The 22,208-nt window shown below is 50.6% G+C and carries 17 protein-coding genes and 2 rRNA genes (1 of these 19 only partly in view); 13 read left to right on the top strand and 6 right to left on the bottom strand.

The genetic code is table 11. From position 1 onward, the window contains the following. Window positions 1-77 precede the first annotated feature (77 nt). The 4 genes from IMY23_RS16150 to IMY23_RS16135 all read left to right on the top strand — a co-directional run bounded on the left by IMY23_RS16150 (window position 78) and on the right by IMY23_RS16135 (window position 2,854). Window positions 78-497 (top strand): hypothetical protein, encoded by a 420-nt coding sequence (locus IMY23_RS16150; protein WP_192823077.1) that lies wholly within the window; start codon window positions 78-80, stop codon window positions 495-497. A gap of 261 nt (window positions 498-758) precedes the next feature. Next, the gene (gene gcvH, locus IMY23_RS16145) at window positions 759-1,139 is read left to right on the top strand and encodes a glycine cleavage system protein GcvH (RefSeq protein ID WP_192823076.1); all 381 of its coding nucleotides are present in this window, start codon (window positions 759-761) and stop codon (window positions 1,137-1,139) included. A gap of 9 nt (window positions 1,140-1,148) precedes the next feature. Then, the gene (locus IMY23_RS16140) at window positions 1,149-1,517 is read left to right on the top strand and encodes a VanZ family protein (RefSeq protein ID WP_192823075.1); all 369 of its coding nucleotides are present in this window, start codon (window positions 1,149-1,151) and stop codon (window positions 1,515-1,517) included. 131 nt (window positions 1,518-1,648) lie between these two features. Next, window positions 1,649-2,854, top strand: coding sequence for a M28 family metallopeptidase (locus IMY23_RS16135; RefSeq protein ID WP_192823074.1), 1,206 nt, complete (start codon window positions 1,649-1,651; stop codon window positions 2,852-2,854). Window positions 2,855-3,233: 379 nt separating this feature from the next. Here the strand turns inward: IMY23_RS16135 and IMY23_RS20050 are convergent, their stop codons facing one another. Together IMY23_RS20050 and IMY23_RS16125 are read right to left on the bottom strand one after the other, a co-directional pair. Beyond that, window positions 3,234-5,339: a M43 family zinc metalloprotease gene (locus IMY23_RS20050; protein WP_192823073.1), complete on the bottom strand. Its 2,106-nt coding sequence runs from the start codon at window positions 5,337-5,339 to the stop codon at window positions 3,234-3,236. A 52-nt stretch (window positions 5,340-5,391) separates the two neighbouring features. Then, window positions 5,392-6,273, bottom strand: a complete 882-nt coding sequence (locus tag IMY23_RS16125; protein ID WP_192823072.1) for a YicC/YloC family endoribonuclease — start codon at window positions 6,271-6,273, stop codon at window positions 5,392-5,394. Between the two features lie 114 nt (window positions 6,274-6,387). Between IMY23_RS16125 and purQ the strand changes: the two genes are divergently transcribed. Next, window positions 6,388-7,080 (top strand): phosphoribosylformylglycinamidine synthase subunit PurQ, encoded by a 693-nt coding sequence (gene purQ, locus IMY23_RS16120; RefSeq protein WP_192823071.1) that lies wholly within the window; start codon window positions 6,388-6,390, stop codon window positions 7,078-7,080. Between the two features lie 403 nt (window positions 7,081-7,483). Here the strand turns inward: purQ and IMY23_RS16115 are convergent, their stop codons facing one another. Together IMY23_RS16115 and IMY23_RS16110 are read right to left on the bottom strand one after the other, a co-directional pair. After that, the gene (locus tag IMY23_RS16115; protein WP_192823070.1) at window positions 7,484-10,663 is read right to left on the bottom strand and encodes a hypothetical protein; all 3,180 of its coding nucleotides are present in this window, start codon (window positions 10,661-10,663) and stop codon (window positions 7,484-7,486) included. Between the two features lie 6 nt (window positions 10,664-10,669). Further along, window positions 10,670-11,761, bottom strand: coding sequence for an FAD-binding oxidoreductase (locus tag IMY23_RS16110; protein WP_225986526.1), 1,092 nt, complete (start codon window positions 11,759-11,761; stop codon window positions 10,670-10,672). A gap of 44 nt (window positions 11,762-11,805) precedes the next feature. Here IMY23_RS16110 and IMY23_RS16105 point away from each other — a divergent pair, with 44 nt between their 5' ends. The 8 genes from IMY23_RS16105 (at window position 11,806) to IMY23_RS16070 (ending at window position 21,166) form a co-directional block, all read left to right on the top strand. Continuing rightward, entirely contained in the window at window positions 11,806-12,456 is a 651-nt protein-coding gene (locus tag IMY23_RS16105; RefSeq protein ID WP_192823069.1) for an MBL fold metallo-hydrolase, read from the top strand. Between the two features lie 37 nt (window positions 12,457-12,493). After that, complete coding sequence (gene pssA / locus IMY23_RS16100) at window positions 12,494-13,201, top strand: CDP-diacylglycerol--serine O-phosphatidyltransferase (RefSeq protein WP_192823068.1); 708 nt, start codon at window positions 12,494-12,496, stop codon at window positions 13,199-13,201. Continuing rightward, window positions 13,198-13,449 carry a phosphoribosylformylglycinamidine synthase subunit PurS gene (gene purS, locus IMY23_RS16095; RefSeq protein ID WP_192823067.1) on the top strand — a complete coding sequence of 84 codons (252 nt, stop codon included), beginning with the start codon at window positions 13,198-13,200 and terminating at the stop codon, window positions 13,447-13,449. The genes pssA and purS overlap by 4 nt, the downstream gene beginning before the upstream one ends. A 95-nt stretch (window positions 13,450-13,544) precedes the next feature. Continuing rightward, window positions 13,545-17,408 (top strand): type IX secretion system sortase PorU, encoded by a 3,864-nt coding sequence (porU, locus tag IMY23_RS16090; protein ID WP_192823066.1) that lies wholly within the window; start codon window positions 13,545-13,547, stop codon window positions 17,406-17,408. Window positions 17,409-17,433: 25 nt separating this feature from the next. After that, window positions 17,434-18,597 (top strand): type IX secretion system outer membrane channel protein PorV, encoded by a 1,164-nt coding sequence (gene porV, locus IMY23_RS16085; protein WP_192823065.1) that lies wholly within the window; start codon window positions 17,434-17,436, stop codon window positions 18,595-18,597. A gap of 3 nt (window positions 18,598-18,600) precedes the next feature. Continuing rightward, entirely contained in the window at window positions 18,601-19,881 is a 1,281-nt protein-coding gene (locus tag IMY23_RS16080) for a pitrilysin family protein (RefSeq protein ID WP_192823064.1), read from the top strand. 341 nt (window positions 19,882-20,222) lie between these two features. Beyond that, window positions 20,223-20,513 carry a transposase gene (locus tag IMY23_RS16075; protein ID WP_192823063.1) on the top strand — a complete coding sequence of 97 codons (291 nt, stop codon included), beginning with the start codon at window positions 20,223-20,225 and terminating at the stop codon, window positions 20,511-20,513. Between the two features lie 8 nt (window positions 20,514-20,521). Continuing rightward, the gene (locus IMY23_RS16070; protein WP_192823062.1) at window positions 20,522-21,166 is read left to right on the top strand and encodes an IS3 family transposase; all 645 of its coding nucleotides are present in this window, start codon (window positions 20,522-20,524) and stop codon (window positions 21,164-21,166) included. A gap of 50 nt (window positions 21,167-21,216) precedes the next feature. Here IMY23_RS16070 and rrf read toward each other — a convergent pair. Beyond that, window positions 21,217-21,328: ribosomal RNA gene (gene rrf / locus IMY23_RS16065) — 5S ribosomal RNA — on the bottom strand. Window positions 21,329-21,417: 89 nt separating this feature from the next. Continuing rightward, a 23S ribosomal RNA gene (locus IMY23_RS16060) occupies window positions 21,418-22,208 on the bottom strand (it continues 2,102 nt past the right edge of the window).

The raw sequence follows: 22,208 nt of genomic DNA, 5'->3' as shown, positions 1-22,208 counted from the left end.
ATTTTCAGAAATGAGCCCGAAAACAGGGAAATATTGAACCAGCGTTTAAAAGATTTCAAGCATGGGGAGTCATAACTATGTCTAAAAAAGTCAAAACACTCCTTATTCTATTGATACTATTTTTTGGGGGAAGAAAATCTTATTGCCAAGATTATACTACTGAAAAACAGAAAATACTGAATGTTGTAATAAACAGCGTGCAATTTGATAGTATATACTTCTCAAAAAGAGTTTATATACAAACCAATGAACTGCTTTCTATTAAGAGTGGCTTTGATTTGAAAAGGGAAGAATACAAAGTCCGTTTCGTCAATCGTGTCGGTGCAGGCCTTGTAAAGCAATACATTGTCTTAGGAGATTTTACTATGGCTAGGGAAAATCCCCAAGCTGTCAGAGTCCAAATTGAAGTCATGCCCCAAAATATCCTCCTAAATATGCGCCTCACAAAGAATGACTCTGAATGGAAAATAGCAAACCATCTTATCATGTATGATTAACCCCGCTGTTTGTAGTCTTCCGAAGGGTGGCTGCAAACATTGAATGAATAAAGAGGAACTCTGTTCCGGCCAAGCCGATGGAAGGTGAATGAAAGGAAAGGCCGTGGCCTAGGCTAAAAATTCCCGTTTTCGGCTTCATTTCCGGAAATGAGCCCGAAAACAGGAAAACGACCACGGCACCAGCTTCGTAAATTTGCGAGGCGCGGCGTCTGCCACATCAAAAAAAGAATGTAATTTTGAACAACAACTAAAACACAAACTATGAACTTCCCAGAAGAACTGAAATACACCAAAGACCATGAGTGGGTACGCATTGAAGGCAATGAGGCTTTTGTAGGCATCACAGAATTCGCGCAGCGCGAACTGGGCGATATTGTGTACGTGGACATTGACACGCTGGACAAAACCGTGGCCAAAGACGAAGTGTTTGGTACCGTGGAGGCCGTGAAAACCGTGTCTGACCTGTTCTGCCCCGTGACCGGCACTGTACTGGAAATCAACGAAAAACTGGATGGCAACCCAGAACTGGTGAACTCTGACCCTTACGGCGATGGCTGGATGATCAGAATGTCAGTAGACAATGAAAGCGAAGTAGCCGAGCTCATGACGGCTGCCGCATACCGCGAACTGGTAGGCGCTTAAGTTCATTTGGTGCGTTTTTTAACCTATGCACCGGCGCTGGGGTGGGCAGTACTGATCCTGATCGGGACGCTGCTGCCTGCCCAGGCGTTACCTTCCGCCCCGCAATGGGAACTCCTCACCTTTGATTCCCTGGTCCATGCTGTGCTCTTCGGGGGCCAACTTTTGCTGGCGCTGTATGCCTTGCGCAAAGACCGCAACCTGACTTCTCTTTCTTTCACGGTGGCGTTTCTGCTGGTGGTGCTGTTTGGAGGCCTGGTAGAAGTGCTGCAGGGCTCCATGGGCTACGGCCGGTCTGCAGACATAGGCGATGCCATCAGTAACACCGTGGGCTGCCTTCTGGGGCTGGTGCTCTGGTTTGCGGTGGTGCGCCGTTTTTAGGCTCATTTCTGAAAATGAGGCCGAAAACGCATTTTTCCCATCCTCTCCACTTCTTTCATTATCCTATGCGGCTGAGATTTTTGTGTTGCTTTCTTCTGTTGCTTTCTGGTTTCACAGCCCTGAGTCAAGATATGGCCCGCGTCCGGAAGACCATTGCGGCGTTGGCTTCTGAAGAAATGCACGGCCGCGGCTACGCGTTCAAAGGCGACAGCTTGGCCGCCAATTACCTGGAACAAAGGTACGCAAGCATGGGGCTACAATCTTTTACGGCTGGGTTTCGGCAGAACTTCACGCTTCCCATCAACATTCTGGATAACCGCCTGCTCCTGGAAGTGAACGGCCAAACACTGCAGCCCGGCGTAGATTTCATTGCCCACGGCGCCACGGGCGCAGGTGCCGGTGACGGGCGCGTGTACCAGTTAGACACCACTTTGCTGCTAGACGTAGATGCCGCCCAAAACTTTTTGGCCACCAAACTCAGGAACACGGTGCTGGTGGTGCGGCAGCGGCATTTCCAAAATCTGTTGTCATTGCCTGAGCCTTTCCGGGCTCAGCTGGCCACGGTGAAGGCGGTAGTGGTGCTGCAACCCGGCGCCAAGGTGATGGCCACGGTGCGCACTGAGCAATTGCCGTTCCCGGTGCTGGAAGTGCTGGAGAAAAGCTGGCCCGCCCACGCCAAGAAAGTGAAATTTGCCGTGGATGCCCGCCTGGAACAAGCCTACAAAAGCCAGAATCTCATTGGCTTTATCCCCGGCAAGCTGCAACCAGACTCGTTTGTGGTGATCACGGCGCATTATGACCACCTGGGCCGCCAAGGCAAAACCCTCATGTTCCCGGGCGCCCATGACAACGCCAGCGGCACGGCTTTTCTGCTGGAACTGGCCCATTGGTACGCGCAGCCGCAGAACACACCAGACTATTCCATCGCGTTTATGGCCTTCGCCGCCGAAGAAGCCGGTTTGCTGGGCTCCAAATTCTACACAGAGAACCCGCTGTTCCCGCTGGCCAAGATTAAATTCCTGCTGAACCTGGACTTAATGAGCACCGGCGAAGAAGGCATGATGGCCGTGAACGGTTCTGTTTTTCCAAAGCAGTTTTCCCTCTTACAACAGCTCAACCGACAGCACCAGTTTTTACCGCAGATTAAAAGTCGGGGAAAAGCGGCCAACTCAGACCATTACTATTTCACCGAGCAAGGCGTGCCTTCATTTTTCTTTTACACGCTGGGCGGCACCACCACCGAGTACCACCACCCTAATGACAAAGCCGAAACCTTGCCCCTGACCAAATTCCCGCAGGTGTTTGCCCTGATCAAGGCCTTTATTGCAGCGTTGTAAAAGCGATTTATTTGTGATGTGTTGGGCCACAAAACTTTAACCAAGCGCATTTTTTGGTCGTGCCACACCTTAAACAAGATATGTTTAGTATCAGCTTGTCTAGTTCGCCACCAAGATCCTTCCAGGATGACAAAGGAGAATGATAAGGGGTTGAATGGTCTGATGCGGGAAAGAGTATGTAGTTAGGTCCACCTCTTCGCAAGTTCAAGGCAAAGATTTCTTTTCTTTCAATCTCAATTCGGCTGAAATAAAAATCCCGTTTTCGGGCTCATTTCTGAAAACGAGCCCGAAAACGGGAAATGCAAATGCGCTAAAAAAGAGAAGGCGACCTGAATGATCAAGTCGCCTTTTCTTTTGGGTGAAATCTGAGGTCTACAATCTATTTGGCCAGGACAATTCTTCTGATGACCACGCCTTTGTCTGTCTGCACGCGCACCAGGTACAGTCCGTTGGCCTGGTTTTGCAAAGACAACGTGATGGGCTGACCTGCGACTCTGTTCGCTGGCGTAAGTTCCTGCACTACTTTGCCCACGGCGTCAAAGACCTGAATGCTTTTCACGGCCGCTTCGGGTGACTCTATTTGAATGTTGCCTGTGGTTGGATTAGGGGCCACCTGCACGGCGCGCTGGGCACTTTCTTCCTGGGCGCTGAGCGGCTGGCCCTCTACTTTCACATCGTCTAGGTACAGGTTGTTCTCAAAGTCTGTGACGTGGCGGAATTTGATTCTGGCCGTGGCCGAACTGGCAAACTGGCTCAAGTCAATAGTTTCCTGGCGCCATTGGCCGTTGGTGGGCACAAACTCAATTTCGCGGTAAATAGGCGAAACCGTCACCAAATCTCTTCCGGCCTTTTTATACACCTGCTGGTACGTAGCGCCGCAGTCTGTGGACACCAACACTTCCAGCGTGTCTGAATACCCCGTGGCGGAGTACAAAGAATACGCCATCTGGAACGTGAGTTTAGGCGAAGTTTGCGAGGTCAGGTCCAATGGAGGCAAAACCAGTTCATCGGCTTGGCCGGTGTCTTCATAGTTCAGGTTGTCCATAACCGCCGAGAACGTGCCCGACTTAGCCGCCCGGTTGGTTTTTTGCCAGGTAATGCTGAAATCTGGGTTGTTCACCTGCCAGCCCGCCGGCGGGAACACGTTTCCTTCAAAGCCTTCAACCAGCGGCAAGCCAACGCCCTGTGACTGGAACGAGAACGTAAGCGCGTCATTGGTGGCATCACCGTCTGTGGCGCTGTTGTTTCTGCTCACAATGGAAAACGTCACGGCATGGGTTCCCGCGGCTACATTCTGTTCTGGCAAAGTAAGGTTAATTCCCTGGAAAGAAGGAAGGTTCCCGGTCCAGGTATAGGTTTGGGCCGGCCCGTTGTCAATCTTGAACTGAATCTGGGCAGTGGTCAAGGCTTGTGAACCACGGTTGCGGAGTTGCAGGGTGGGCGTAAACGCGCTGGTGCAGAAAACTTTGGAGGCCGTTTCTATTTCTACCAACGCGGCATCAAGCGCCGGTACCTGTATGGGTTGGCAACCTTTGGAGGTGAGCAAACCCGGCCGCCATCTGCTAATGGCGCCTTGCATCACATTTTTCTGGCCCTTGGTGAACAGGTTCATGCAGGCATCATTGGTGTAGTCCATGTAGTTCATGAACATGTCACCGGAGTTGGAGCAGCTGGCGCTGGGGAACGTGGGGCAACCCGTGTTCTCGGCTTCCTGGGTGGGCGTGTCCTCTACCTGGTCATCGCCGCACTCGTCATCGCCCCAGATATGGAACAGGTTGAGCCAGTGACCAACTTCGTGGGTGGTGGTACGTCCCAGGTTGTACGGGCGCACGGTGTTCTGCGTCCCGAAGTAGCGGTAGTCAATCACTACGCCGTCTGTAGTGGCGGGACCGGAATTTGGGAACTGCGCGAAACCCAGCAATTCTTCGTCTGCATTGAATTTCACTACCCAGATGTTGAGGTATTGTTTGGTGTCCCAGGCATTTTTACCACCGCTGGAATTGAATTTCATCTGCTCCCCAAAGGCAAAATCTGCCTTGTTGGTCTGGGTGCGGGTAATGCCGTTGGTGGGCGCGCCTTCCGGGGTGCGCTGGGCCAGGCAGAACTCTATCTCGGCATCGGCGGCCAGGCCGCTGAACATGGCCGGGGTGTTGCCGGCGTCTGTGTTGGCTCTCCGGAAGTCTTTGTTAAGCACTGCAATCTGTGACTGAATCTGGGCGTCTGAAATGTTTTGGCCAGAGGTATTGTACAGCACATGCACCACCACTGAAATGGTAACCACCGACGACAACGTTTTGGCCTGGGAAAGGTCTTTCACGTCACGGCGCTGGGCTAGGCGGGCCTGCTCCTGCAACTGCCGCCGCAAGTTGGGGCGCTGCTTTTCCAGCTGTTTTACCTGCGCCATGGTGCCGCAACGCTCCTGCGCAAAACTTGAAAACGCGCTCAGGCCTATCAGCAACAAAACGGCTATTACTTGACGAAACATGAAGGTACTTCTAAAGGGTAAAGGTAAAAGGACATAGATTGACCGGCGTGGGTTACAGAATGTTGTTGAGCTGCTCTTTGATTTTCTCCAGCTCTTCTTTCATCTCCACCACCAACCGCTGAATGGTGGCATCATTGGCTTTGGACCCGATGGTATTGATCTCGCGGCCAATCTCTTGCGCTATAAAACCCAGCTTCTTGCCGGTTGGTTCAGGCAGGTACACGGTTTCTGTGAAATAGTGCAGGTGGTTCACCAGACGAACTTTTTCCTCGGCAATGTCCAGCTTTTCAATAAAGTAGATCATCTCCTGCTCAAAGCGGTTCTGGTTGAACGTCTCTGAGCTGCTGATTTCCTGCAAATGCCCCTGTATGCGCTGCCTGATGTGCTCCACCCGGGCCGGGTCATGCTTGTCCACTTCGGCCAGCAGAATTCTGATGCGGTCAATGTACGAGATAATCTCTGTGGTCAAGGCCTTGCCTTCATCTGCCCTGAACGTGTTGAAGTTGTCAATGGCCTCCTGCAAAAGTGGGCCTACCTGTTCCCAGGTCACGTCTTCGGTTCTGTCATCGGTGCTTTCGGTCTGCAGCACTTCTGGCATGTGCAGCGCCAGCCGGAACAGATCTGGCGAGTTGGCGCCCAGGTTGAAGGCGGCGTCTTGCAGGTCTTTGTAATAAGCGTTGAGCAATTCCACGTTGATGCGGCTGCGGGTGCCCGAGGTTTTGTTTCGGCCTACCTCAATGGTAAGGTTCACTTTGCCGCGCACCAGGCTGCGGGTAATCATGTTCCTGATCTCCAGTTCCTTGTCTGAGAGGCTGCGCGGCATGCGCAAACTCAGGTCCATAGATTTGGAGTTCAATGATTTCAGTTCAATGCTGATGGCGGAAGTTTCTGTGTCTACTTTCGCAGACCCAAAACCGGTCATGGATAATAACATGGGTAGAAGGGAATTACAAAACGTAAAATTAAGAAAAAAGCCCCACTCTGCGGCGCTGTTCTTTGCAAGGTGGAATTAGGTAGCACCAAAAGGGTTTTTGTCTATCTTTGGGCTATGAAATTTGGCGTAGTCGTTTTCCCGGGGTCCAACTGTGACCAAGATGTTATTGATGCCCTGCAGCACACCACCCAGCAAGAAGTGGTGCGGCTTTGGCACAAAGACCATGACCTGCAGAACTGTGATTTCATAGTGCTGCCTGGCGGTTTCTCTTATGGTGATTACCTGCGGTCTGGGGCCATTGCGCGCTTCTCGCCTATTATGCAGGAAGTGGTGAAGTTTGCCAACAGCGGCGGTTACGTGTGGGGCATCTGCAACGGTTTCCAGATTCTCACCGAGGCCGGTCTGTTGCCCGGTGCCCTGCTCCGGAACACCACCCAAAAATTCATCTGCCAGAACGTGTACATCACGCCTGAGAACACAGATTTGCTGCCCACAGCCCTGCTGGAGCCCGGCAAACCCTACAAAATTCCGATTGCGCACGGCGAAGGACGTTTCTACGCCGACGCTGACACAATCAAAAGCCTGGAAGACAACGGCCAGATCATGTTCCGGTACTGCAACAGCCAAGGCCAGGTAGATGACCAAAGCAATTGCAACGGCAGCCTTCTCAACATTGCCGGCGTGGCCAACAAAAACAAGAACGTATTTGGCATGATGCCGCACCCGGAGCGCGCCGTGGACCCAGAACTGGGCAACACAGACGGCCGCCGCATGTTTGAGGCCTTGCTCCAGACGGTACAGGCGTAATCTCAGAAAGTAGCTTTCTCTATAAAAATCGGGCGCAGCCTTCTTTCTTTCCAAGGAAAAGGCTGCGCCCGATTTCCGTTTTCGGGCTCATTTCTGGAAATGAGCCCGAAAACGGAAAGTTTGAGGATTTTTTCAGGCTCTAGAGTAAATGGAGATGGGTTGAAAGATTTGGTTGTAGAGACGTACTACCTTGCGTCTCTCACGCATTCCAACACTTCTGTTTCATAGGACCAAGACGCAAGGTAGTACGTCTCTACATTGGCAACATCATCGTTTCTACCCAATTAGGTGACATTATAAAAGCAGAAGCGCCGCTATCTTATGACAGCGGCGCTTCTGCTTTTGCGTTTTCGGGCTCATTTCTGAAAATGAAGCCGAAAACAGGAATCAACTAAATTTTAAATTAGAAATCGTAGCCCATGGAGAAGTAGAACTTGGGGCCTTCCTTTCTGAGGTCTTTCTCGCCCCAGGCCATGTCAAAGCGGCCGTACACGCCCAGCAATGTGGTGCGCACGCCCCAGCCGTAGCCATACATGAACGGGTTGCGGAAGTTGCGGACCACCACCTCAAACGGCGGCTGCGGCACCGGTTGGGTGTTCACAGAGTTGTCCTCGGAGAACGGGTTGCCTTTGTCATAGGCGGTACCGGCGTCAAAGAAGCCCACCATCTGTAGATTCCGGAAGAAGCCCGAGTTGATGGGGCCTTCAAACAGATACTGGAACAAGGGCAGGCGCAGCTCAGAATTCCAGAGCACATACCGGTACCCGTTGCGGGCGTTGTAGTTGAACCCGCGCAACGGCGTGGCAAACTCCAGGTACAGCACATCGGCGGGCGAATTGAAAGGCTTGATGTAATCCTGTTCGGCGTTCAGCCAGTTGTCTACCCCACCCAGCAAGTGTTTCTTAGGCGCCGGCCCGAAGGATTGGCTGTAGCTCACGCGGTTGGCCCAGATAAACTCTTTGTGTATTTTCTGGTAATGCCGCAGGTCAATGTAGAATTTCCCGAACCCGTTTTCCTTGGCGCCAATCCCGTACATGCGCGTGATGCCCACTTTCATACGCGTTCCCTCGCGCATGTTCATGCCTGTCACCACCGAGTTGTCAAACACCAGTTCGCCGCCAATGCCGGCAAAGTCCATGACAATGTCTGGGGTGGAGAAGTTTTCAATGAAGGTGTACCTGATGTTGGAAAAGCGCGGCAGCACGCGTACGCTCCAGGCATTGGTCAACGGATAACTGAACACCGGCAGAATCTCATGCTTGCCCATTCTGCGCACCGACACGCTGTCCAGGAAGAAGATGCTCTGTTTCTGGTAGCCCACGCGGTAGTCATAGCGGTTCTTGAGGTTGGCGTACTCCACGTAGAAATTGGTGGTTTTCAGGTCTGTGAGCGCGAACACCCCGCCCCGTATGCGGTAATCCTCAAACAGATCGGCCATGCCCACCTCCATCACCAACCCAAAGCCCAGCAACGGATCTGCGTATACAGATGAAATCAAGTTATTCACGCCAAAGCGCAAATCATAGGGCCGGGGCCGCAGCAGCCCCACGGAGTCTGGCGTGGCCATGGCAATGACCGTCTTGGGTTTGGGTGCCACTACCGTTGACTTCACCACCGTGGAATCTGTGCCTTGGCCTGCCAGCTGTGAAGGCTGCAACGCGGCCAGGGAATCTGCCCGGGCTTTTTGAGCCAAGGCCGTCACTGCCCGCACGCTGTCTTGCTGAATGCGGCGCAGCAAATGCCCTTCCAGCACTTGCTGGCGTTTGGTCTTGAAATTGGCCACGCCCGCAGGGGCCATCGCGAAGCCATTATACAGGTATGGGTATTCCTTGGCTTTGTCAATGGATATAAAGGCCAGATTGCCCGTACCTGCGTGGTAGTCAAAAGCTTTTATGTTCTGCCGGAAATTGGTCACCTTGGCCACCGCCCCGGTCTTAATGTTCTGCCGGTACAAAGCCCGTATGCCAGATTCTTCGCCCACATACACTATTTCATCTCCTGACAGGCCAATGGGTTTGCTTTCATTTGACGGCGAGGAAGTCAGTTGCCAGAAACGGCTCTGCGCATTGGCCGGGTCATACAGAAACACGTCAAAGTTGTTGACCACATGGGTGAACGAAGCTTTGGCAGCCTGCAAAGAATCTGGCACGCGGTTAGAACTGAACAGTACTTTGTCAGAGCCCGGCAAGAAGATAGGCTCCAGGTCATCATAGATGTCATTGGTCAGCTGGCGGGCCAGGCGCGCGCCGCGGTACAGGAACAGATCACTCTGCCCCCCCTTCACGGCGCTCAACACCATTTGCTGCCCATCGTCTGAATAGTCAAATCCGGTTACCTGGCTGTACGTGCCCAGTGAAATGACGCCGGGCGCTTTGCCCAGCAGGCGCTTCACAGATTCCACGGCGGGAATATACCGGCGGTTGGCGGCGTGCTGGCGTAACTGCAGTTTGCCTCTTCGGTAATCTGAGATTCCCAGCACGTTTTCTGAGCGCCAGGCCAGCAACGGCACCGTGCGGTCCATGGCCTGGTTGGGCATCTTGAAGCCGCCTCTATAAATAATCTTCTGGCTGTTCTTGGCCAGATTGCGCACAATCACTTTGTAGCTGCCGCGGTCATACATCACATAGGCCAACTGCTGCCCGCTTGGGCTGAACACCGGCTCAGAGAACAGGTAGTTGCGGGCGTTGACTTTGCGGAGTTTGCTGTCTTTGTCTGGGGCGGGCAATTCTGCCTCAGCGAAGGTATTGGCCTGCACGTAATACGCAAACCAGTCGCGCATGAATCGTTTGTAGGGCATGTTGAGGCTGCTGGCAATGCCAATCTCAATGTCACGGGTAATGCGGGTGAGGTTGAGGATGTTCTGGATGGCGCTGGGCCCGTGCCGCTCGGCAATGTACGCCCAGATGGCCTGGCCCGTAAGCCGCTGGTTGCGCGCAAACATGGGGTCTGACCGCTTTCCGCCGGTTTTCTGGATCATGTCGCGAACAAAGTTGTCCATCTCCACGCTCCAGCCTTCGGAAATATAAGCAGCGGCGCCCGACACAAACCAATCTGGCAAACGCAGCAGGTAGTTGCTCTGGATCACTTCCTTCAGGCTTCCGCCGTACATCATGTCTGAGAGCAGCAGTTCTGAGATGCGGTAGGTCATCTGGCGCTTGAACTCAGACTGTGAACCTTCAAAGGGCAACTCAATCTTGCTTTTCACAAACAACACATCATTGCCGCCTTTGTACGGGTCATCAATGAGGCCCACGTTGCTCTGCTTTAAATCTGAGACCGAGTTGTAGATGATCAGCGTGATTTTGGCATAAGGGTAATAGCCAATAAGCGTGGTGATTCTCTTAAGTTCTTTCTCTGCGTGCTCCGCGGTGTTCCGGGCCAATTCCTGCCCGCCCTGGGAGTAGTAGACGTTGAAGTTCTGCGTGCTGTAATACTGCCAGACAAAACGCTTGTACTGGATGCGGTTCTGCCCAAAATCATCTGGCGCCGTGATCTGGCCAAAAGACAGGGTTGGCAGCCCGGCCAGAAACAGCAGGAACAGAAACCGATACAGAAGTATGAAACGGGTAGAAGATGTACTCATCTGTGTTTACCTAGATGCTAAATATAATGAAAAATAGCGGGCAATGTTCACCTCGGGCCAAAGGGCAGTCTTGCCTTCTAACGCTGCCAGAAACTGCTCTGCCAGCAAGGGCGCCATCAAGACGCCTTTAGAGCCCATGCCGTTGAAAATGGCCACCTGCGGCAGTTCTGGGTGCAGACCAACCAGCGGTTTGCGGTCCCGCACGGCCGGCCTAATGCCCACATACTGGGCCGTGACCTGCACGGGTTTCCTGACAATGTCCTGCAATTTGGCGGTCAGTTCTTCCCGGGCCTGGGGCGTGGTTTCCTCGTTCACCTCGCGCCAATTGTACGTAGCCCCCACCCGGTAGTGGTTTTGCCCTAATGGCACAACGTAAACAGCTTTATTATAGATATATGACGCCTCAAAATTGGGCACTTTTATGTCTAAAATCTCGCCTTTGTTCAGGGAAAACGGTAACCAGTGGAAGTACGGATTTTCTGCCCCGGCGGCTCCCTCACAGAAAATTATTTTTTTAGCCTCAGATTCCCCATAGCGCACGCCGTCTGGCAAGAGCTCCAATTGGTTGACATCAAAGGCTTCTGTCTGCAACAAACCTTTACTAAAAAGCTCCTGTTCGCGGCATTTCAGAAAATCTTTAAGCGCCACGTAGCCGCCTTTCTGGATCAACAAACCGCCCAGTTCCTGGTAAATGTCTTCTGAGGGCGGCAGTTGCAGGTGCGTGGTTTCAATGTAGTCTTGCCAGGAAGCATCGGTGCTTTTGCCCATCCAGTTGTTCTGCTCCTCAGGCGTGGAAAAGAGTTTGAGAATGGGTTTCTGGTGGAAAAACGGCGTCTGGTAATGGGCTTCCATGGTTTGGTAGAACGCGGCGGCAGCAGGCAGGAACTCATCCACGCGCCAGCTTTTGGCGAAGCGTTTTCCGGCCACGGGATTGATCAAGCCGGCGGCCACACGGGAAGCGGCGTTGGCTTTGGCCACGTCAAAGACCCTAAACGTTTTACCGCTCATTTCCAGTTTAGAGGCCAAAATCGCACCGGCCAGGCCGTGGCCCACTACCAAGTAATCATAAATCATGCTGTAAGGTACGGCTTGTGCCATTGAATTCTGTAACTTAGAGCCATCAAATTCACACCTTACCGTTTATGGCGTCTGTTGGTCTGCACATTGAAAGCTTCACGTTCAACCCGTTTCAGGAAAATACCTACGTTCTGTATGATGACTCCCAGCAATGCGTGGTCATTGACCCGGGCTGCTCCAACAAACAGGAAGAACAAGAACTGCAGGCGTTTATAGAAGCCAAAGGCCTGACCGTGGCGCGCCTGCTCAACACGCATTGCCACATTGACCACGTGCTGGGCAATAAGTTTGTAGCCGATACCTTTGGCGTTCCCCTGGAAATTCATGAAGACGATTTGGCGGTGCTGCGGTCGGTGCCCACGTATTCGGCGGCTTACGGGTTTCCGCAGTACCAGGAGCAATTGCCCGAGAAATTCCTGAAGGAAGGCGAGAACGTGACCTTTGGGAACACAGAACTGGAGGTTTTGTTCACACCCGGCCATGCGCCCGGCCACGTGGTCTTTTATCACCTGGCTTCTAAAACCGTGATTGGCGGCGATGTCTTGTTCCAGCGCAGCATTGGCCGCACAGATTTGCCCGGCGGAAATTTTGAGACGCTCTTGGAAAGCATCAGGACGAAATTGTTCACCTTGCCCGAGGATGTGACCGTCTATCCTGGCCACGGCCCCAGCACCACCATTGGCGAAGAAAAAACCAGCAACCCGTTTTTGGCCTGATTTCCGGAAATGAGCCCGAAAACGGCTTTACAGCTTTATGAAAAGACACATCCCCAATTTTATCACCTGCCTGAACCTGCTCTGCGGCTGCATTGCCATTTACTATGTGTTCCAGCAGGAGTTGGTGAACGCGGCTTATCTGGTTATTCTGGCGGCTATCCTTGATTTTATGGACGGCATGGTGGCCCGCGTGCTCCACGCCTACTCTGAGATTGGCAAGCAACTGGACTCCCTCGCCGACATGGTTTCTTTTGGCGTGGTGCCCGGCGTGATGATGTTCCATTTGCTTTCGCGCAGCGTGGAACTGTCTGACTTTGGACCAACCACGGCCATTGTGCTGCCTTTCATGGGCTTTTTGATGACCATTTTCTCTGCGTTGCGGTTGGCCAAGTTCAACATTGATACGCGCCAGACCACGTCTTTTATTGGGGTGCCCACGCCGGCCAACACGCTGTTTGTGATTTCCATGCCCTTGATTCTGGCCAATGACACCTTCGGGCTTGCCCCGTACATTTTGAACCCGTTTGTGTTACTGGTAATTACCGTGGTATTTTCTTATTTGCTGGTGGCCGAGCTGCCGCTGTTCGCGCTTAAGTTCAAGAGTTTTAAATGGCAGGGAAACCAGATCAGGTTTATTTTTCTAGGCCTGTCGGTGGCCTTGCTGGCGCTCTTGAATGTGACCGCCATACCGGTCATTATTGTATTGTATATCCTTCTTTCGTTTTTAAAACCTTCTACCCTATGAAATTCACCGCCGAAATTGACATCATGCCCCACGCTGAGCTGTTAGACCCCCAAGGAAAAGCCGTGATGCTTGGTCTTGAACATTTAGGCTTACAGCAAGTTGCCGATGTACGAATTGGCAAACACATACGTTTACTCCTGGAAGCGGAGAACGAAGCTGCCGCTGCCCAGAAAGTGGAGGAGGCGTGTAAAAAGCTTTTGGCAAACATGATTATGGAATCTTTCACGTACCGTCTCACAGCTAATTAGTTAACCGGCCTGGGTAAGTTCGGCCTGGTCATGGGCTTGGCTGAACCTACCGGCGCCTAGCTGTGTTGCGGAGTGAATACCTTTACCCCACCTACATGCATCTGTTCAGAAAAATTTTAGTGGCGTTTGCCCTCTGCGCAACGGCGACCGCTGCTTGGGCCCAGTCTGAAGGCTCACGTACCATTCAATGGCGCACTGTCGCGGGGCCGGCCACCAGCCCGGGTGCTAGCCGCACGGCTGTGGTACCCACGTTTGAGGAGGCCTCTTACCTGGGCCAGGAAGATGTACCTTATTACCTGCTGGTGTTTCAGGGGGTAGAAGTGGGTTCCTTTGAGTTTACCCAAACGGAGTTTGCCCCGCTCACAGACGCAGAATCGCGCTCATTTCCAAAACAGAGCCAAAAAACGGAAATCGTCCCCATCATTTCTTCCGGTGAGGCCAACCGTGTGCCCATTTCCCAGGTATATTTCCAGCCGTTTAGGTTGAATCCGCAGACGGGTGCCCTGGAGCGCCTGGTTAAATTCAGCTACCGGTATAGAACCGGCAACAAAGCTGCCCGCGCAGCAACTAGCAACAGTAATAATAGGAGATCCTTCACCACTAACTCTGTGCTGCGCACCGGTGATTGGTATAAAATTGGTGTGCCGGCCACGGGCATTTTCAAGATTGACCGCGGCTTGTTGGGTGCCATGGGTGTGAATCTAGGGTCAGTTAATCCTAAAAACATCAAGATTTACGGCAACGGCGGTGGCATGCTGCCCCAGCCTAACAACATTCCCAGGCCAGATGATTTAACAGAGAACGCCATTTGGGTGGAAGGCGAACAAGACGGCACTTTTGACGCCAATGACTACATCTTGTTCTACGCCCAAGGCCCCCATACCTGGACGGCCAACCCAACGGCCAATGTTCCTTTCAAGCACAACACCAATCTGTACAGTGACACCACGTATTACTTTCTAACGGTTGGGTCTACGCCTGGCTTGCGGGTGACAGAACAAGCCTCAGTAGCGGGCATTTACCCAACCGTTTCCAGCTTTGAGGAGCGTTTCCACCATGAGCAGGACCTCAAGAACATGCAGCACTCTGGCCGTGAGTGGTACGGGGAGGAATTCAACGCCTTTGGTTTGGAGCGTTCGTTCACCTTCAATGTTTCAGATTTATTGCCTACGGGTACTGTTAAAATCACCTCGGCGGTGATGGCCAACTCCCCAGAGGCATCATCTTTTCTGGTGAAGTTGAACAGCAGAGACATTGCCACGCACAGCGTGGGTGGCAGAGGTACTGGTCAATACCATTCGGCCGGCATAGATCATGTTCTGCCGCTGGCTGTTCCGGTAAGTTCTATTTCCGTTGCCAACAGTCTTTCCCTTTCTTATACCTATAGACCTGGCATTAGCTCCTCAGCCTTAGGCTATCTGAATTACATCACGGTGGTGGCGCCCCGGCAGTTGAAATTGTATGGCAGTCAAACCAGTTTTAGGTCCTTGGCTAGCTTACAGCAACCTGTGAGCACCTACCAGGTAGATGGCGTTACTACCACTGGGTCCCATATCTGGAATGTCACTAACCCCCTGAAGCCATTCAGGCAACAATATAGTGTCTCAAACGGCTCGGCTGTTTTCTCGGCCCCCAGCCAGGAATTGCAAGAGTATATGGCCTTCCATGGAAATAGCTTTCCTGCTCCCGTTTTTGTGCGCAAAGTCATCAACCAGAATTTGCACAGCCTGGCTGGCAATATTGACCTGGTGATTATTACGCCTCCTGAATTTTTAGCGCAGGCTAACCGACTGGCCCAACACCGCCGCACCAAAACCAATTTACAGGTAGAAGTAGTGTTGCTTCCGCAGATTTATGAAGAATTCTCTTCTGGTCGGCAAGATATTACGGCCATCAGGGACTTCATGCGCATGTTGTACCAACGCAGCACCAAGAGCGGCGATGACCTTTTGAAACTTCTCTTATTGGGTGATGCCTCAGTAGATCCCAAAAGAAGATTGCCGGGCAATACCAACTTTATTCCCATTTATGAATCAAGGGAGTCCTTAAACGCTATTACCTCCCATTCATCAGATGATTATATTGGGTTTCTTTCTGATACTGAAGGTGAATGGTCTGAATTGGATTTGACAGTTTCCACAGACCATTACTTAGATATTGCCATTGGGCGATTACCTGCTAAAACTGCAGCTGAGGCAGATGTCATGATTGACAAAATCATTCGATATGAAAGTGAATCTTCCATGGGCAACTGGCGAAAAAGATTAGTATTCTTTTCTGATGACGGTGATAGAAATGAACATTTACAGGATGGTGAACATTTAGCGGAGTTTGTTCATGATAATCACCCAGAATACCTTCAACAGAAAAATTACCTTGACCTATTTCCACAGGTTTCTGTCCCTAACGGTCAGCGCGCACCAGAAGCAAATAAGAGCCTGCGGGAAGCAGTAGAAAAAGGTGCACTGGTGGTTAACTACACTGGCCACGGAAACGCAGTTAGTCTAGCAGATGAGCAAGTGCTTACCATTAGTGAGATCCAAAGCTGGAATAATCCCAACCGGTTAAATTTTCTCTTAATTGCTACCTGTGACTTCGGGCGGTATGATGACCCCAGACGTACGTCTGGCGCAGAAGTAGCCCTCTTACATGCGGGAGGTGGTTCTGTTGGTGCCCTTATCACTACCCGTTTGGTTTATTCTTTCGGCAGCAAAGCCCTTAATAGAGCTTTTTTCAATGACTTGTTCATACCTAAAGCTAATGGCAATATGCCTGAGCTTGGGTATTTGATTACTAAATCAAAAAACACAAGTATTACAGGTGTAAACAACCGCAATTTTGCGCTGCTCGGGGATCCTTCCATGACCTTGGCTTACCCTAAGTTGAAGGTGAATGTCACATCCATAAATGGCAAACCTTTCTCATCTGCTGCTGCAGATACCCTTAAGGCCTTGTCTAAAATAGAATTGACTGGAACTGTCACAGATGGCCAACAGCTTGCCTCTGATTTTACTGGGCAAGTACACATTACTGTGTTTGACAAACGTAGCACGGTCATGACATTTGGCAATGAACAATATGATTCTAGGGTACCCGTGCAAGTCAGGAACAATATTCTCTATGATGGCTTGGCCTCTGTGAGAAATGGCTTGTTTGAAGTGTCTTTTGTTGTGCCCAAAGACATTAACTACCAATTGGGGCTAGGACTTATTCAATTGTATGTCTCCAACAGTACCATTGATGGCCATGGCGTGGCTGAAATCAAAGTAGGCAGCGCAGATCCCTCTGCCCTGGCAGACAACGCGCCCCCGCAGGTAACCATGTTCATGAATGATGAGTCCTTTGTCACAGGCGGCACTGTTCCTGCAGACGCTACCTTGATAGCCCACCTATTTGATGACAACGGCATCAACACCGCCGGTGCTGGCATTGGCCATGAGATTACCGCCATTTTAGACGGTAAAACATCTGAGCCGTTCATCTTGAATGATTTCTATACCGCTGATGTAGACTCTTATCAGTCTGGCAAGGTACGCTATCCTCTTAAAGGTCTTACGGCCGGCCCGCACACCCTGGAACTTAAGGCTTGGGATACGCACAACAATTCAGCCACGGCAAAAATAGAGTTCATTGTGGCCTCTTCTGAAAAGCTTGCCCTCAACCACGTCTACAACATTCCTAACCCCTTTTTGAACAAAACAACGTTCCACTTTGACCACAACAGACCCGGTCAGGAACTTGACGTCCAAATCCAGATTTTTACCGTATCTGGTAAATTAATAAAGACCTTGCAGACCATTAGTAATGGCCAGGCGCATTTCTCTGATTTAACCTGGGATGGCAAAGATGACAGCAATGATAATTTAGCCAAAGGCGTATATATTTATCAGGTGAAAGTGCGTTCTCGTCAAGACGGTTCTAGCATCTCTCGCTATGAAAAACTAGTTTTACTTAAATAACTTATTGCATAACTAAATCCACCGCATGAACGGCACACTCTTACGCACCTCTGTACTTGGTATCCTTCTTCTATCCTTTACCGGTATCACAGCTTCTGCACAAACTGTTGATGGTAGGGACCAGACCTACAGACCCATTACCACCGCGGTTCCTATCTTAACAGTTGCCCCAGACGCACGTGCAGCAGGCATGGGTGATGCCGGTGTAGCTACTACGCCAGATGTGAATTCCACCCACTGGAACCCGGCTAAACTTGGTTTCCTGGAAAATGATTTAGGGGCTTCCCTTTCGGTGACGCCTTGGCTCCAGAAGATTGTGAACGACATGTACTTGGCTTATTTATCTGGTCACAAACGCCTCACGCCTAACTCTTCTATTGCGGTTTCCCTTTTATATTTTGATTTAGGTGACATCCAGTTCAGAGATATCAACGGTCTCCAAACCGATTACTTTAACCCGAAGGAATATAGCCTCAGTGTTTCATATGGCCAGAGACTTAGTGAAAATCTTAGCTTGGGCGTATCGGCACGTTATATTAGGTCTAACCTGGCCGGAAATGTGAACGTTTCTGGCTCTGGCCAAGGAAGCGTAGAATCACAGCCTGCCAACTCTGCAGCCGTGGATCTGGGCATTTACTATACCAAAGATTTGACTATTGGCGCCAGAAACTACAACCTGGCTTTGGGCGGAAACCTGTCTAATGTGGGCGGCAAGGTAAGTTACACCACGGCAGGAAGGAAAGATTTTCTGCCCACTAACCTACGCATAGGAACGGCCATCACCATGGAATTGGACCCTTACAACAAAATTACCCTGGCTGTAGACGGAAACAAACTGCTGGTACCCTATTCACCACCAGATGATGCAGCCGCTAATGACAACACCAACGTGTTCTCTGGTATCTTCAAATCCTTTAATGATGCCGAAGACGGTTTCAAAGAAGAATTGCAGGAAATCACTGTCTCTACTGGTCTGGAGTATTGGTATGATGATTTGTTTGCTGCTCGGGCTGGTTATTTCTATGAGAGCGATATGAAAGGTGGCCGTAAGTACTATACCATGGGCTTAGGCATCAGGTATCAGAAATTTGGGGTAGATGCCGCGTATCTTATTCCTAATGAACAAAACAACCCCTTATCTCAGACACTGCGTTTCTCCCTGCATTTCCGGTTAGACGGTAATGAATAATTTATGATAATAAACCGCTTAGTTCCTCCTCTCATCAATGCCCCTTCAGTTGTGGAGGGTATTGAACCAACTTTACTTCAAACTGGCTCTGGTGCCAAGGTGCATGTCTATCAAAACACTGTTCAACCCGTGGTGCGGGTTGAATTTGTTTTTAAGGCCGGTAAGTGGTACCAGCCTAAAGCTGCCGTTGCATCTTTAACCGCTAAAATGTTAAAGGAAGGTACCGCAACACACACCGCCAAAGGTATTGCAGATTTTATAGACTTCTACGGAGCTTCCTTAGAGGTGACCCACGGTTTTGACAGGTCAACGGTCACTTTGTATTGTCTTAGCAAATACCTACCTGCATTGTTACCATTGGCATTTGAACTCATCCTTAGTCCCTCTTTCCCAGAAGAAGAATTTGAGTTGACTAAGAAAAGGATTGCCCAAAGCTTAACAGTAGACAAGCAAAAGAACAGTTATATAGCAACGGAGCACTTCACTACCACTATCTATGGGAAGGGCCACCCCTATGCTACGTTCATCTCAGAAGAAGAAATTGAGAAGGTATGCTTGCAGGATGTTAAAGATTTCCATAAGAGCTCTTACTCTTTTTCAGAAGCTGAAGTCTTTATTTGTGGGGATATTGGGTCTGGGGATTTAGAATTGATTTTAAAGAAACTTGAAGTAGATTCATTCCCCTTTAGCGCTGCGCCTTATTCGAGTCCGTTTAAATCTGAATCTAACCCTGCCTATTTAAAAGTGTCTAGCAGCAACCAAATGCAGGCTGCTGTTAGGGTAGGCAAAGTATCCATCTCCCCCCAATCAGAGTATTATTCTGCGCTATTTTTTCTAAACCATGTTTTAGGTGGATACTTTGGATCCAGGTTAATGACCAACATAAGAGAGGATAAAGGTTTCACATATGGCATTCATTCATCTATATCTGCGAAAGAACACTCTACTCTCTTCTCAATTGGTACAGATATTAAAGGAGACAAAATTGAAGAAACACTCAAAGAAATTGAGGCGGAATTACAGCAATTGATTGAAGCATCTTTAACAGAGGAAGAACTGGAAACCGTTAAGAAACACATCCTTGGCAAGTTTCTAAATGATCAATCCACTGTATTTGACAAGATGGATAGGTATAAGCAAAATATACTGTTAGGTCTTCCATCTGACTCCCTCACAATATTATCAAGAAATATTGAGGAGATGTCAATAGATGAATTATCAAAAGTGGCAGCCAACTATCTAAAGCCAGATTCAATGTATAGAATCGTTGTTGGAGGAGTTTGATAAGGTCTCAGCTATCAATTAAACTAAGTTACTAGAAAGAAAATTCTACAGCTTTAGGTTAAATTGAATTCTGTTTTCGGGCTCAATTTTAGAAATGAACCTAAAACAAGCTGTAAATTTTAAGAGACTGATTGTTCATCAGATATAATGACACAACATGCTTTCTTAAATTTATCTTTATTACTAACTTTTTGGAATCCATTTTAATGAATAAGGCCGTCCTAAATTAACAGGACGGCCTTATTCATTAAATCTTTTTGCTCCTGTAAGTATTGTAAGTATCCCTAAAACCGAGACAGTTTAAAAGTAGACAGAAAGTGTTTAGTTTTAAACTGAAAAAGATGAGAAAGAGCAGAATCAGTGAAAGCCAGATAGTGAAGTCTATCAAGGAAAATGAGTCTGGTCGGAAGACCGAGGATATTTGCCGGGAGCTGGAAATAAGCCGGGCCACGTTTTACAAATGGAAAAGCCGGTATGGAGGTTTGGAAGCCTCGGATGTCAAGCGGCTGGAAGAGCTGGAAGAAGAAAATGCCCGGCTGAAGAAGATGTTCGCTGATCTGAGCCTGGACCACTCCATTCTAAAGGAAGTAATAACAAAAAAAGGCTGGGGCCTTGGCAACAAAAGCAATTAGCCGAAGAATTGGTTTCGGACTATGGCTTACCGGTTACCAGGGCCTGCGGGCTGAGCAGCCTGGCCCGCTCCCAGTTTTATTACAAGAGCTGCAAGGATGACACGGAAGTAACAAGCGCTCTACAGGCATTGGCCGACGAGCATCCGGTGTATGGCTTCCGCAAGCTGCTGGCCTGCCTGAAAAGGGACGGGAAGGCGTGGAACCACAAGCGGGTGTACCGGGTTTACAGGCTCTTAAAGCTCAATAAAAAGAAAAGGGGTAAGAGAAGGTTGCCGGCCCGGGTAAAACAGCCCCTGCAAGCGCAAGAAGTGCTGAACAACAGCTGGAGCATGGATTTCATGAGCGACAGCCTGGCCTCGGGCAACAAATTCCGGACGTTGAATATAATTGATGACTGCAACAGGGAAGCATTGGCGATAGAGATTGCCACTTCCATCACGGCCAAAAGAGTCGTGCGCACCTTGGAACAGCTCATTGACTGGAGGGGTAAGCCAGCTGCCATCCGGGTGGACAATGGCCCGGAGTTTACCAGTGCTGATTTCAGTTCCTGGTGCAAGAAGGAGGAAATCACTATCCAATATACCCAGCCGGGAAAGCCCATCCAGGCTACATTTTGGCCCACGCCACGGTTCCTTCATCTGCAAGCCTATTAAACGCGGACAGCCCACCGTGTCTCCAGGGTGGGCTGTCGCTTGAAAAAGGGGGTTGGCGGCTACCTACTCTCCCGCGTGTGACCGCAGTACCATCGGCTCGGCGGGGCTTAACTTCTCTGTTCGGAATGGGAAGAGGTGGACACCCGCGACATAGCCACCATTATCTTGGGCCTTTCGGCTCGAATGATGCCGGGGGGTGCTCTGACATACGTGGGAAGAGAGAGAAAGAGGGGAGGGCACGCGCCTTTGGGGCGGCGAAGCCCTCGGGCAATTAGTACGGCTCGGCTGTGTCGTTTCCGACTTTACACCTGCCGCCTATCGACGTGGTCGTCTACCACGGCCCTTGAAGGGATGTCTCATCTTGGGGTGAGTTTCGCACTTAGATGCTTTCAGCGCTTATCTCATCCGAGCGTAGCTACCCTGCGCTGCAGCTGGCGCCACAACAGGTCCACCAGAGGCTCGTCCATCCCGGTCCTCTCGTACTAAGGACAGGTCCCCTCAAACATCCAACGCCCACTACAGATAGGGACCGAACTGTCTCACGACGTTCTGAACCCAGCTCGCGTGCCACTTTAATGAGCGAACAGCTCAACCCTTGGGACCTTCTCCAGCCCCAGGACGTGACGAGCCGACATCGAGGTGCCAAACCTCCCCGTCGATATGAGCTCTTGGGGGAGATCAGCCTGTTATCCCCGGCGTACCTTTTATCCTTTGAGCGATGGCCCTTCCATGCGGAACCACCGGATCACTATATCCGCCTTTCGGCCCTGCTCGGCTTGTGGGCCTCACAGTCAAGCACCCTTCTGCTATTGCGCTCTGCGCACGGTTACCAAGCGTGCTGAGGGTACCTTTGAAAGCCTCCGTTACTCTTTTGGAGGCGACCACCCCAGTCAAACTACCCACCAAACAATGTCTCCCACTCAAGGGGATTAGGCTCCAAGCAACTGAAGGGTGGTATTTCAACGTTGCCTAACCGACGCCTAGCGACGCCGGATCAGAGGCTCCCACCTATCCTACACATCAGTTACCCAGAGTCAATGTT

The organism is Rufibacter sp. LB8, assembly GCF_014876185.1.
Classification (GTDB): domain Bacteria; phylum Bacteroidota; class Bacteroidia; order Cytophagales; family Hymenobacteraceae; genus Nibribacter.
This window is presented reverse-complemented; position numbering and strand designations above follow the sequence as displayed.

Coding starts and splice junctions, on each gene's coding strand:
- IMY23_RS16150 (WP_192823077.1), top strand. CDS start 78: ATGTCTAAAAAAGTCAAAACACTCCTTATTCTATTGATACTATTTTTT.
- IMY23_RS16125 (WP_192823072.1), bottom strand. CDS start 6,273: ATGTTATTATCCATGACCGGTTTTGGGTCTGCGAAAGTAGACACAGAA.
- purS (WP_192823067.1), top strand. CDS start 13,198: ATGAAATTCACCGCCGAAATTGACATCATGCCCCACGCTGAGCTGTTA.
- purQ (WP_192823071.1), top strand. CDS start 6,388: ATGAAATTTGGCGTAGTCGTTTTCCCGGGGTCCAACTGTGACCAAGAT.
- gcvH (WP_192823076.1), top strand. CDS start 759: ATGAACTTCCCAGAAGAACTGAAATACACCAAAGACCATGAGTGGGTA.
- IMY23_RS16105 (WP_192823069.1), top strand. CDS start 11,806: ATGGCGTCTGTTGGTCTGCACATTGAAAGCTTCACGTTCAACCCGTTT.
- IMY23_RS16110 (WP_225986526.1), bottom strand. CDS start 11,761: ATGGCACAAGCCGTACCTTACAGCATGATTTATGATTACTTGGTAGTG.
- IMY23_RS20050 (WP_192823073.1), bottom strand. CDS start 5,339: ATGTTTCGTCAAGTAATAGCCGTTTTGTTGCTGATAGGCCTGAGCGCG.
- pssA (WP_192823068.1), top strand. CDS start 12,494: ATGAAAAGACACATCCCCAATTTTATCACCTGCCTGAACCTGCTCTGC.
- IMY23_RS16080 (WP_192823064.1), top strand. CDS start 18,601: ATGATAATAAACCGCTTAGTTCCTCCTCTCATCAATGCCCCTTCAGTT.
- IMY23_RS16075 (WP_192823063.1), top strand. CDS start 20,223: ATGAGAAAGAGCAGAATCAGTGAAAGCCAGATAGTGAAGTCTATCAAG.
- IMY23_RS16135 (WP_192823074.1), top strand. CDS start 1,649: ATGGCCCGCGTCCGGAAGACCATTGCGGCGTTGGCTTCTGAAGAAATG.
- porU (WP_192823066.1), top strand. CDS start 13,545: ATGCATCTGTTCAGAAAAATTTTAGTGGCGTTTGCCCTCTGCGCAACG.
- porV (WP_192823065.1), top strand. CDS start 17,434: ATGAACGGCACACTCTTACGCACCTCTGTACTTGGTATCCTTCTTCTA.
- IMY23_RS16115 (WP_192823070.1), bottom strand. CDS start 10,663: ATGAGTACATCTTCTACCCGTTTCATACTTCTGTATCGGTTTCTGTTC.